Annotated in this window: 12 protein-coding genes; 4 read left to right on the forward strand and 8 right to left on the reverse strand. The window is 45.2% G+C overall.

All coding sequences use genetic code 11. The features are described from left to right. Positions 1–2: 2 nt before the first annotated feature. From menB to FR741_RS10670, 4 genes are read right to left on the reverse strand one after another with little or no spacing between them, the layout of a single operon-like run. Positions 3–869, reverse strand: a complete 867-nt coding sequence (menB, locus tag FR741_RS10655; protein WP_005390550.1) for a 1,4-dihydroxy-2-naphthoyl-CoA synthase — start codon at positions 867–869, stop codon at positions 3–5. Then, positions 862–1,689: a 2-succinyl-6-hydroxy-2,4-cyclohexadiene-1-carboxylate synthase gene (gene menH, locus FR741_RS10660; protein ID WP_134648062.1), complete on the reverse strand. Its 828-nt coding sequence runs from the start codon at positions 1,687–1,689 to the stop codon at positions 862–864. Before menH ends, menB begins: the two co-directional genes overlap by 8 nt. Next, entirely contained in the window at positions 1,676–3,394 is a 1,719-nt protein-coding gene (gene menD / locus FR741_RS10665; protein ID WP_167426772.1) for a 2-succinyl-5-enolpyruvyl-6-hydroxy-3-cyclohexene-1-carboxylic-acid synthase, read from the reverse strand. Before menD ends, menH begins: the two co-directional genes overlap by 14 nt. Next, positions 3,391–4,698, reverse strand: a complete 1,308-nt coding sequence (locus FR741_RS10670; RefSeq protein WP_167426773.1) for an isochorismate synthase — start codon at positions 4,696–4,698, stop codon at positions 3,391–3,393. The genes menD and FR741_RS10670 overlap by 4 nt, the downstream gene beginning before the upstream one ends. 217 nt (positions 4,699–4,915) lie before the next feature. On the opposite strand from FR741_RS10670, the gene FR741_RS10675 reads away from it, so the two are divergent. From FR741_RS10675 to FR741_RS10685, 3 genes are all read left to right on the forward strand, one after another. Continuing rightward, a complete protein-coding gene (locus FR741_RS10675; RefSeq protein WP_005390543.1) occupies positions 4,916–6,130 on the forward strand; it encodes a pyridoxal phosphate-dependent aminotransferase in 1,215 nt (404 codons plus the stop codon). Between the two features lie 90 nt (positions 6,131–6,220). After that, positions 6,221–6,805 carry a 5'-deoxynucleotidase gene (gene yfbR, locus FR741_RS10680; RefSeq protein ID WP_025766954.1) on the forward strand — a complete coding sequence of 195 codons (585 nt, stop codon included), beginning with the start codon at positions 6,221–6,223 and terminating at the stop codon, positions 6,803–6,805. A gap of 15 nt (positions 6,806–6,820) precedes the next feature. Then, on the forward strand, positions 6,821–8,143 hold the full coding sequence (locus tag FR741_RS10685; protein ID WP_167426774.1) for an anti-phage deoxyguanosine triphosphatase: 1,323 nt from the start codon (positions 6,821–6,823) through the stop codon (positions 8,141–8,143). A 6-nt stretch (positions 8,144–8,149) separates the two neighbouring features. On the opposite strand, the gene FR741_RS10690 is transcribed toward FR741_RS10685, so the two are convergent. Then, entirely contained in the window at positions 8,150–8,764 is a 615-nt protein-coding gene (locus FR741_RS10690) for a tRNA-uridine aminocarboxypropyltransferase (protein ID WP_114322553.1), read from the reverse strand. A 3-nt stretch (positions 8,765–8,767) separates the two neighbouring features. Between FR741_RS10690 and rrtA the strand changes: the two genes are divergently transcribed. Continuing rightward, entirely contained in the window at positions 8,768–9,319 is a 552-nt protein-coding gene (gene rrtA / locus FR741_RS10695; protein WP_005390532.1) for a rhombosortase, read from the forward strand. A 98-nt stretch (positions 9,320–9,417) separates the two neighbouring features. Here the strand turns inward: rrtA and FR741_RS10700 are convergent, their stop codons facing one another. The 3 genes from FR741_RS10700 to FR741_RS10710 form a co-directional block, all read right to left on the reverse strand. Beyond that, positions 9,418–9,702 carry a ComEA family DNA-binding protein gene (locus FR741_RS10700; protein WP_031780151.1) on the reverse strand — a complete coding sequence of 95 codons (285 nt, stop codon included), beginning with the start codon at positions 9,700–9,702 and terminating at the stop codon, positions 9,418–9,420. A 224-nt stretch (positions 9,703–9,926) separates the two neighbouring features. After that, on the reverse strand, positions 9,927–11,786 hold the full coding sequence (gene ppiD / locus FR741_RS10705; protein WP_167426775.1) for a peptidylprolyl isomerase: 1,860 nt from the start codon (positions 11,784–11,786) through the stop codon (positions 9,927–9,929). A gap of 201 nt (positions 11,787–11,987) precedes the next feature. Further along, entirely contained in the window at positions 11,988–12,260 is a 273-nt protein-coding gene (locus tag FR741_RS10710; protein ID WP_005382341.1) for an HU family DNA-binding protein, read from the reverse strand. Positions 12,261–12,395 lie beyond the last annotated feature (135 nt).

Raw genomic sequence — 12,395 nt, forward strand, 5'->3', positions numbered from 1 at the left:
GATTATGGGTTACGAGGGAATTTGTCGAAGTCTGGGCGACGTTTCTCGTTGAATGCGTTACGACCTTCTTGGCCTTCATCGGTCATGTAGAACATCATCGTTGCGTTACCCGCAAGCTCTTGAAGGCCTGCTTGACCATCACAGTCCGCATTCAAGGCAGCTTTCAGGCAGCGTAGCGCCATTGGACTATGCTGAAGAACTTCACGACACCAACGCACGGTTTCTTTCTCTAGCTCTTCTAGCGGCACAACCGTGTTGACCAAGCCCATGTCTAACGCTTCTTGCGCGTTATAGAAACGACATAGGAACCAGATTTCGCGTGCTTTCTTCTGGCCTACGATACGAGCCATGTAAGACGCGCCCCAACCACCATCAAATGAACCCACTTTAGGGCCCGTTTGACCAAACTGCGCGTTGTCCGCTGCAATTGTTAGGTCACACATCATGTGCAGTACATGACCGCCGCCAACAGCCCAGCCGGCAACTGATGCGATCACAGGTTTTGGACAAGTTCGAATATCGCGTTGGAAGTCCAATACGTTTAGGTGGTGTGTACCTTGCTCGTCTTTATAGCCGCCGTAGTCGCCACGGATCTTCTGGTCGCCGCCAGAACAGAATGCGTCTTCACCTAGACCTGTCAGAATGATCACGCCAACACCAGAGTCGTAACGCGCATCTGCTAACGCATCAATCATCTCTTTTACTGTTTGAGGGCGGAATGCATTACGCACTTGTGGGCGTGCAATGGTAATTTTCGCGATACCATCTTCAGATTTATGGTAGTGAATATCCTCGTATTTCTCGCTGCAATCTTTCCATTGAACCGGAGCGTAAAGTTCTTCTTCAGAAATGCCTACTGTTTTAGCCATGGTGATTCCCATTGTTCTCGTTACTCTCACCAAAGTGAGATTGAATTATGTGCTTAATATGCATCGCAAATTGTTGGGGCTGCTCTTGATGAACGTTATGTCCTGCGCCTTCAACTTGTCGATACGCCAACCCGCTACGTTGTGCCAGTTGGCTAAATTTTTGGTCTTTCGCGCCACACAAGTAATACATCGGTATATTCTGCTTTTTCAGTGTGGGCAACAAATACGCCTGCTTGGCTAACGATGTTGCCATCAGCATGCTCGCGACCGCCGAGCCAAGATTATCACTTCGCTTCGCAATTAATGTTTGTCTTTGCTCATGGTTTAGTGAAGAAAACACCGCTTGCTGATACCAATCGTTCAAAACACGTTCAAGTGGTTCAGTTTTGAAACGCTTTGCCCAGCGAGCATCATTCTCCAATCTCACCTGTTTCTCTGACTCAGTTTGAAGCCCGAAGTTTCCCCCTTCAACAATTGCGCCCACAATATTGAGATCTGAGAAGCATTGATTGGCAATACCATGCATCGCAATACGGCCGCCCATCGAGTAACCAATCAAAATAAGTGGTTGTTGCGGAGGAAATAATAAAGATAGTGTGGAATTAAGCAGTTTGCAGCAATCATCGAGATCGTTGCACTTTGTAAACTGGCTACGACCATGACCAGGAAGGTCTATAACAATTCGTTCAAACTGAGTCAGCTCATCCAAACAAGCTTGCCAATCAGCACCACTTCCTAAAAAGCCATGCAAAAACACCAGAGTGGGAAGATCACCACTTTGGTGTTTTTCAGTTGAAGAGAGACGCTCAGAGTGAAGCATGCAGGCTCTTATTAAATGCCTTTATCAACTCTGCGGCTTGGCTTGGTGGGGTTTGAACTTCCACCAGCAGTGTGCCTTGGCCACTCGACAGGTGCTCGGCAACCATTGCTTGATACATTTCTAACGTAGTTGGCTTCTCATACTTTAAACCAAACTGTTTGGCTGCATGTTCAAACTGATAACCGTGGGGCATTTGGTAGTACGCAGTGCGATGCTCCTGAGGCACCGGTAACATATCGAAAATTGCGCCACCATCATTGTTTGTGACCACAAGTACCGTCGGCAATTTATTGTGAGAAAACAGCGCTAGTGAATTGAGATCATACAGTGCTGATGTGTCACCAATATACATCAGTAACGGATTACCTCTTGCTCGCTGCACACCTGATGCGGTAGCAAACAAACCGTCAATTCCTGACGCGCCTCGGTTAGTGAACACTTCTACATCATCAAGTTTGCCGTACATATCGACAAGTCGAACAAACAAACTGTTACCCAAAAAGACATCAGCGTTTTTAGTGCGCTCGTTGATGTCTGCTGCCAACGCAATTTCGTCAATGGCAGACGCTGAACCAGATAGGAAAGCTTCTTCGATACGTTGATGAACTCGCTTAACTCCATTCGCTAACCTATCAGCCCACCCAGCAAATATTGGCTTCTCAAAGCTAATGCGAGAAACCCAAGTTTGAGGAAGCTCAACCCAGTGCATTTGCGCCAGATGATTTTGGTTATTACGGTCCATACGCGGCGAGATATACCAGTATTGAACGTCTTTATTTTGTTGATTTTGCGAAACTTGTTTATCAATCCACTGGTTCAAACGTTTGGAGATGATTCGGCTACCAAATTGGATAATAAGTTCACAAGACTCAAGCTCGTTTACGAACTCGGGAAGTTGAAGCCATACATCATAATGCGCCCAATCCGAACTGAGACCACTTTGCGGGTCTGCAAGTACCGGCCATCCCATCTTTTGTGCAAATGCCTGCGCCGACTTCGCTTGTTCAAGCGGTAAGCTGCCAATCACAACCAAGCCTTTTTTATCCGCACAAGACGGGATTTGCGCCTGTGATAAGTGGCTAAAACGCTGGGTATAACTACCACTTCCTTTTCGCCATCCGGCTACCGAGTCTAAGTAGGTTTGATAATCCGCTTTTGCACCATTGGAATACAAAGGCTCTGGAAATGCACAGTTAATATGAACAGCACTGCCTTGCAGTTGCTGAGTAAACATCACTTCGTCAACAGACGTCAGCAACCAATTAAGCGATGTTGTTAAAGTTGGGCTTGGTAAATTCAAGCTGGCCGAGACATGATGTGAAAAAATACCCAACTGGTTAATCGCTTGGTTTGCGCCACAGCCAACGAGCTCCATCGGACGATCTGCAGTGAGCAGCACCAGCTTTTCACCAGTAAGCCTAGCCTCCGCAACGGCTGGTAATAAATTCGCCACTGCCGTACCAGAGGTAACGATGATTGCCACTGGCTCTTGAGTAGCTTTCGCTAAGCCAAGAGCCATAAAGCCGAGACCACGCTCATCAAAGTGAGTATGAATAGAAAAATTGGACTGTTCTGCCGCCTCTAAAGTTAAAGGAGTAGAACGAGAGCCAGGAGCGATGCAAACATGCTTAACGCCAAATCGCTGAAGCTCAATCAATATGGTTTCTGACCAAATTCGATTGAGCACCGCTTGGTCATGATTCATGATGCAACTCCCAACGGAGGGTGATCAGAAATCAGCGTAAGTAACGTCGACATTTTCTTATCAAGTTCCGCCCACTCATGCTCTGCCACAGAGCCTGGCACAATACCTGCGCCCGCAAACAATTGTACTTGGTCACCGAGCACAAGCGCGCTTCTGATCGCGACACAAAACTCTGCTCGTTCATGGCTTATGTAACCCATTGACCCCGCGTACCAGCCGCGTGCAAAGGGCTCATTATCAAGAATAAACTGCATGGATTCTTGTCGAGGTAAGCCAGCAACCGCCGCCGTCGGCTGAAGCGCCGATAACAACTGAACACCGTTTATGCCCGTCTTTAGGCTCGCGTGAATATTTCGCTTGAGGTGTTGCACTTTTCGTAGCCTAACCAAACTTGCCTCGGCCTCTACTTCAACCACTTCGGAATGTGGTGATAGGCGATCAATAATATCATCAACTACATATTGGTTTTCATTGAGGTTCTTTTCATCTTGGGATAACCAATTCGCCAACTCCATATCGTGAGTGGCGTTGTCCCCTCGACCAATCGTGCCTGCTAACGCTTCGGTATGAAGTTCGTGCCCTACGCGAGAATACAAACGTTCTGGCGTAGAGCCCATAAAGCTGTGTTTGCTGTCTAAGCTCAGCATGAAATGGAAACTATGATGGTTATTTAAGTAACTCGCTTTCAGCAATTGTGCAGCACTTAATGTGTTATCAAGCTGCACGGTAGAGCGACGCGCCAATACCACTTTCTTAAAATCATCATTCTTTATACCAGTCAGAACTTTATGAACTAACTCATTCCATTGAGGCTGACTTGGCGTATGAACAATAGAGCGGATGTGAGAAGAAATCGGAGCTAAGGTCGCGACCTCACAAACCAGTTTATGCAGTCCTGCTAGGGTTCGCGCTTTGTCTTCTGAAATATTAACTGCGAGAGACCATTGTTGGTCAAAACGAATTAACTCAATTTGAGGCAAAAAGAAGAAAGAAGGCATACAGCGACGATTCTTCTCATGCTGGCCGTCAAAAGAGCGTCCGCCCCAAACTCGTTGCCCTTCACCTAGAATGGTATAAGCAGGGCCTGGCTCAACAAAAGCGTGTAATTGCCCTAGTGCAACGACCTCTTCACGAGTATCGCGGGACTGCCAGTAGAATTTAGGGAAAAGTGGTTGTGCATCAAGCCAATCAATAAATGAGAAATTAGGTTTCTCGCTCAGGGGCTCGACCAGACGTGTTTGATTGCCTTCCGCTTGCTGAACTCGCTCGATAATTCTCTTTACGGCTTGATGGAACTGTGACAAATCAACCTCGTAGTATGTGAGGATAAATGGTAACTGACGGCTACTCTAAGTTTAGACCCAAAGCAAATCAAGGTCGTATGCGATCTTTTGCAAAATCCTGTGATAGCAAACGAGCAAAACTTAACCAGCAAACAGATAATTTACAGATATATATTCTAATAAAAAACAAATTATTGTATTTTAATAAAGAAATTAACGAATTTTTAGGAATTATACAATGCAAAATATCGGGATGTCGTCAAAACTCGATAATGTCTGCTACGACATTAGGGGTCCTGTACTCAAACATGCTAAGCGCATGGAGGAAGAAGGGCATAAAATCCTAAAGCTAAACATTGGTAACCCTGCCCCATTTGGTTTTGACGCCCCTGATGAGATTTTAGTCGACGTGATTCGTAATCTGCCGACTTCTCAAGGCTATTGTGATTCCAAAGGCATTTACTCTGCTCGTAAAGCCGTGGTCCAACACTATCAACGTAAAGGTATCCGCTCTCTAGATGTCGAAGATGTGTATGTGGGTAACGGCGTGTCTGAGCTGATCGTGATGGCCATGCAAGCGCTATTAAACAATGGCGACGAAATGCTGATCCCAGCACCTGATTACCCGTTGTGGACAGCTTCAGTTGCACTATCAGGCGGTAAGCCGGTTCATTACCTATGTGATGAAGGTGCAGACTGGTACCCTGACCTTGAAGACATCAAAAAGAAAATCACACCGAAGACACGTGGCATTGTTCTGATCAACCCGAACAACCCGACAGGTGCGGTATACAGCCGTGACTTCCTACTTGAAGTGATTGAAATCGCGCGCCAGCACAAACTGATCATTTTCGCAGATGAGATCTACGACAAAGTGTTGTACGACGGTGCAACACATACCTCAGTCGCAACACTCACTGAAGACGTGCTAGTCATGACATTCAATGGCCTTTCAAAAGCCTACCGTGTTTGCGGTTTCCGTGGTGGCTGGATGTTCCTAACGGGGCCTAAACATCTAGCTCAAGGGTACGTGAATGGATTGGAGTTGCTTTCATCGATGCGTTTATGTGCAAACGTACCAATGCAACATGCGATTCAAACTGCACTAGGTGGATACCAGAGTATCAATGAACTGATTTTACCTGGCGGACGCTTATTAGAGCAGCGCAATAGAGCGTATGAACTGATCAATCAGATTCCTGGTGTTTCTTGTGTCAAACCCAAGGGAGCGATGTACCTCTTCCCGAAAATCGACACGAAAATGTACAACATCAAGAACGATCAGCAGATGGTTTTAGATTTCTTAAAACAAGAGAAGGTCTTACTGGTGCAAGGTTCCGGTTTTAACTGGCCAAAACCAGACCACTTCCGCATCGTGACACTGCCGCACGTTGAAGATCTAGAAATCGCCATTGGACGTTTTGAGCGATTCCTATCAACCTACAGCCAGTAATGAATCACTGGTAGTAATTAGTGCTGATCTCTCATATGCTTAGAGGAACTCCTAGTGAGTTCCTTTTTTACACCAGAAACGGAGAAAGCCATGAAAGAAAGCCATTTTTTCGCCCACCTGGCTCGAATGAAGCTGATCCAACGCTGGCCTTTAATGCGGTCCGTCTCACCAGAAAACGTTTCAGAGCATAGCTTACAAGTTGCTTTTGTCGCTCATGCCCTTGCCCTCATTAAAAACAAAAAGTTCGGCGGCAACCTTAACCCAGAACGCATCGCGATTCTTGCCATGTACCATGACTCCAGCGAAGTATTAACGGGTGACCTTCCAACCCCAGTGAAGTATTACAATCCTGAAATTGCCAAAGAATATAAGAAGATAGAATCGGCAGCGGAACAAAAATTACTATCAATGTTACCGGAAGAGTTCCAAGATGATTTTGCCCCCTATCTTCTTTCTCACTCTGCTCACGAAGAGGACGCAAAAATCGTTAAGCAAGCCGATTCCATCTGTGCCTATTTAAAATGTCTCGAAGAACTAAGCGCCGGTAACCATGAGTTCGCTCTGGCAAAAAAACGCTTAGACGTCACTTTGCAAGAACGCAGAACGCCTGAAATGGATTACTTTCTCAATACCTTTGCCCCAAGTTTCGAATTATCGTTAGATGAAATCAGTTAGCTTACGGAGATAATCGTGTCGTTTGAATTACACCCGCAATGGCAAGAGCGCCATGATGATGAGCATAAAATACGTCGTGACGACCATCGGAGCCCGTACCAACGAGACCGAGCGCGCATTCTTCACTCGGCTGCATTTCGACGCTTACAAGCAAAAACCCAAGTACACGGCAATAGCTTGGAAGACTTTCACCGCAGCCGGTTAACACACTCCTTAGAAGCGTCGCAACTCGGGACCGGTATCGTCGCCCAGTTAAAGAAAAAACAACCAGAGTTCCGTGATCTATTACCATCAGACAGCTTAATTGATTCATTATGTTTGGCGCACGATATCGGGCATCCTCCATACGGTCATGGGGGAGAAGTCGCTCTAAACTACGTAATGCGCGAACATGGCGGCTTCGAGGGGAACGCCCAAACCTTTCGTATCGTCACTAAGTTAGAGCCTTATACCGAGCATTTCGGAATGAATTTATCACGCCGCACACTGCTTGGTTTGATTAAGTACCCTGCCCTCATTAGTCAAACACGCTCCGTCAAGTTGCCTCAACCAGCTGAGCATCAACGTAAACTAAAAGCCAAAGATTGGAGCCCAGCTAAAGGCATTTATGATTGTGACAAAGACTTATTTGATTGGGTAATTGCACCGCTTTCTGACAACGACAAGGCATTGCTTAGCCTAATGCGCTCAAAACCAGAATCGGAGTTTGAGCACAGTAAAACGCGCTTTAAATCACTCGATTGCTCAATCATGGAGCTAGCGGACGATATCGCCTACGGCGTTCATGATTTAGAAGATGCAATCGTACTTGGTATGGTGACACGTCAGCAATGGCAAGAAGGCGCAGCAAGTCAATTAGCGGACTGTGGCGACCCGTGGTTTGAAGCACATATCGATTCCATCGGACAGATGCTATTTAGTGGTAAGCATCATGAACGGAAAGATGCCATCGGTGGTATGGTTAACGCCCTCCTGACCAGCATTTCAATCAAGGCGATGGATGAGCCTTTCAATAATCCATTACTGTCTTGGAATGCGTGTTTAGAGCCACAAATGGCACGAGCACTTGACGTGCTCAAGCACTTTGTCAGCACCTTCGTTATCCAAGTCCCTCAGGTCCAGATCGTTGAGTATAAGGGTCAGCAAATTATTATGGACATTTTTGAAGCCTTAACAGCGGACCCAGAGCGCTTGCTGCCTGTTCATACAAGAGAACTGTGGTGCCAAGCGAAAAGCGAAAGCAATAAGATGAGAGTCATCGCCGATTACATTTCTGCTATGACCGATGGTCACGCGCAAAAGCTGCACCGTCAACTTTTCTCTTCCATCGTTCTTTAGTAACACTCAACCTTTCAAGTAATTCTTTTCAAATACGCCCGGCGGCATCTGGGCGATTTGGAATTCGATCATCTTTTCAAAGGCATGCATAAGCGGTGTAAAGTCTCTCTCGGGTTCAAGCAAACGAAGCGAATGATAACCTGCCTCGACTGTCGATAAGCTATTCTCAGAGGGCGCTTTACGAATGGTGTAATGCCCTTGCAATTGCTTCGGTAATTGCACGGTTGGGAGTGGATGTAAATTGCTAGAAAGCTGCCACATTTTGTACGCTTTTTTCCACGTCCCATCGAGCAAAATCAAACGTATTTTCTTAGATACACTACGACTCGCTTGATTGATTTCAGAGATGCATCGTGACTGTTCCGATGGGTAAAGAACAAAATGTTGATATGATTCATCCGCCAACAAGTGATTTAAGACATTATCACCAGAAAAGTCCTCTCCTATCAGACAAATACAGTTATCTAAACTCAAATTGAGAATCCGTGCCGTACCAAGCGGACGATGTTCTTCACTCGTGTGCTGAAGAATGATAAGTTCTACCTCGCTTGCCAACGGTACAATCCATTGGCAAATACACGCTTTTTGCGATTTTCCACAACGAGAACAATAACGAGACATAGAGTGAACCTTTATACCTTGCTGAGTATTATCAGCGTGATCTGTTTGATACTTCAATTCGAACCAATGGCAAGCCTAACCGAGTGGCACAGCTACAATATACGCCATGGCGAATGGTGGCGAATCGTAACAGGAAATCTCACACATACCAACTTTGCGCACTTAGGGATGAACCTGGCAGGATTGTGGATCATTACTTTTATTTTTCGTCCAAGCACTCGCAACTTCCTTATCGTTTTCTCACTCTTGTGCGCATTTGTTGGCGCAATGAATTTGTTTACCAACATGTCGGTGTACGTGGGATTATCTGGCGTACTACACGGACTATTTGGATTCTGGGCACTCAGAGAAGTCTTTGAAAGCAGAAGAAGCAGCTTGTTGTTGGTCGGCGGGCTTATTGCCAAAGTAGCATGGGAGCAGATCTATGGTCCATCAAGCAGCACTGCTGCGCTTATCGGCGCAAACGTTGCTATTGATGCTCATTTATTTGGCGCACTCGGTGGGTTAACAATGGCTCTAATGGAAAAAGGCTTTCGCCGTCGTTTATTCGGTTAAAAAATCCCGAACCACGAAAGAGGGGTTGGTTCGGGAAAGCAGTAATAGGGAAACAGATATTGTTCTGAATTCAGACTCAATATCTGAAATACATCAAGCTACAGTAAAATGCGGTCTTCGTTTTTCTTAACTGTCGCTTCACCAATGCCTTTTACGCTCTTCAAATCTGCTGCCGTTTTAAAAGGGCCATGCTCCTCGCGGTAGTCCACGATACTCTGCGCTTTCTTCTCACCAATACCTTTCAACATGGTCGCTATTTCTTCAGCAGAGGCCGTGTTGATATTTACGGTAATTTCAATTCCTTCATATTTGTCAGTGGCTGAATCCGCAGCCATGCTAAAAGGCGCAAAAACAAATAAGCACAATGTCAAAATCCATTTCATATTGAACATACAATCTCCAAAATAGTAGGCTAAAACTAGTCATCGGGAGCAAGTCACTATCAGTTAACAAACCTAGATGACCCGATATTCGCAATGACTGGTATCACTTAAACGCGCACTAATTTAAGTAATGCTTATTGATGATTGAAGTTAATAAAGACAAAAATAAAACGGACCGCTTATGCGGTCCGTTTTAGTTAACATGCAAATTACACTAATTGTGCTTAGTTGCTCACAATAAAGTACTCAATGTCAGTGTTTGCGCGCAGTACTGCTAGCACAGATGATAGGTCTTGCTGAGAAGATGCACGCTGCATTTGCATCGCAACTTGCTCTTCTAACTCACTATCTAGCTCAGCATTTACAGCATCAAGCTCGATGATAACAATGTTACCTTCAAGATCTTTAGACTGACCATATACTGGCTTACCATCGACTGGTTTTGCCATCGCGAATACCGTTGTTGCCAACGGAGAACGGCGATCTACTGTCTCTTGTTCACCAAATTCAAGGTTGTTTTCAGCAAGCACATCTGTCTTACCTTCTTTCAATGCAGCAACAACCTGTGTACCAAGTTCCATCGCATCTTGCTCACCCTTAACGCGAGAAAGCTCTGCAATAACCTGATCTTTCACTTCTTCTAGTGGAAGAACCGTCTCATCACGTGCATCTTCAACACGAACCACAATAATATGTTCAGGTGCAACTTCGATAGCTTCAGAGTTTAAGCCATCTTCTTTTACTTCAGGGCTAAGGATAGCTTGCATTACCGCAGGGTTACGAAGCACTTCAGGTGCGTCAACTTGAGAAATAAAGTCCGTTGTCTTCACTTCTTGGTTAACGGCTTGAGAAGCGTCATACAATGAGTCTGGGTATTCAAACGCTACGCGCTCAAGCTCACTTTGTAGCTCGTAGAATTGATCAACCGCTTGTTGGTCAACCATTTCTTGTTTGATTTCAGCGGCTACTTCTTCAAATGGCTTCGCCACAGAGTCTTTTAGCTCTTCAAGCTTGATAATATGGTAACCAAAGTCCGACTTTACTAGACCTGACGTATCGCCTGGATTCTTCAACGCGAATGCCGCTTCTTCAAAAGCAGGGTCCATCACATCACGCTCAATCCAACCTAAGTCACCGCCGTTTTCAGCACTGCCAAAATCGTCAGATTTCTCTTGAGCAAGCGTCGCAAAATCTGCTCCCGCATTTAGCTCATCTAAGATAGCCTGCGCTTTTGCTTCATCGTCCCCTTCTACAAGAATATGAGCGACACGACGCTGCTCTTCTGAAGAGTATTTGTTTAAGTGCTCTTCGTAGTACTTTTTCACCTCAGCATCAGAAACATTAACTTGTTCCTTTAGCGCTTCAGCAGACAGTTCGATATAAGCGACTTTAACCTGCTCTGGGCGAGTAAAGTTGTCAGGGTTTGCTTTGTAGTACTGTTGAATTTCTTCGTCAGTCAATTCAATGTTTTTCGCAAACTCTGCTAAGTCGATTTTAATCGTGCGAATATCACGAGTTTGAGTGAACAGCTTACCTTCTGCCTGTACTTCACCTGGCAGAATAAATTCACTGTTTTGTAGTGCATTCAGCAGTTGTTCACGAACCAATTCACGACGCATGTACTCAGCAAAAGAGTCTGGCGAAAAGCCTGCACGACGCAGAGAAGCTTGATAGATCTCTTGATCGAACTGACCATTAGATTGGAATTGAGGCATGTCTAGAATCATGCTACGAACTTGGGTGTCGCTGATTCGCAGACCTAAAGCTTCTGCTTGTTGGTCAAGCAACACGTCATTGATCATTCGATCTAAAACGGATTTGCGGAAAGATTCAACATATGCAGGGTCAGCCAGCATTTGAGAGAAGTAGTCACCCAACTGAGCTTGCATACGGTTACGCTCATTTTGGTATGCCATCTCGAACTCACCACGAGGAATCTCAGTGTTACCGACTTTCGCTGCAGAGTTGTTGTTACCACTAACGATGTAGCTACCCACACCTGCAAATACGAAAGACAGGATGATAAGCCCAAGGATAATTTTGACCGCGATGCTATTCACGCCTTCGCGTAGTCGATCCATCATAATTTAACTGCTCTCCACAATTGAAGCCTACTGCTTCTATCTAATAGAAATAATGGCGCAATAATATCAGAAAAAGAAATGCGCATCAGTATGATGCGCATAATTTAAGAAAGTTCGGCTCGAAGTTTGTAAATTTTTGTTCGAAACTTATTGTTTGAGCAAAAGTTAAGCAAATGGCCGGTTACAGAATTAACGCTGTGATTAGTTACAAGCGTCTTTCAGTGCTTTACCAGCTTTAAAAGCTGGTACTTTTGCTTCTGCGATTTGGATTTCTTCACCAGTTTTTGGGTTACGACCAGTACGTGCAGCACGAGTACGAACGCTGAATGTACCAAAGCCAACTAGAGCAACTTGATCACCAGACTGAAGAGTGCCGCTTACTGCTTCGATGAATGCATCTAGAGCACGACCCGCTGACGCTTTAGAAATGTCTGCATTTTCTGCGATTTGTTCTACTAACTGAGTTTTATTCACTGTAATTTCCCCTTTGTGTCATCTGTGATTATTTTTGTGATGACTTTCGTTCCATTGTTAAGAAAATATGCTCCATCCCTTATTCGTCAAGGGCTGGCAGCTATCGAAACTAACTTAGCGCCCAAAAAAAACGCT

It is taken from the genome of Vibrio diabolicus (assembly GCF_011801455.1).
In the GTDB taxonomy this organism is placed as follows: Bacteria; Pseudomonadota; Gammaproteobacteria; order Enterobacterales; family Vibrionaceae; genus Vibrio; species Vibrio diabolicus.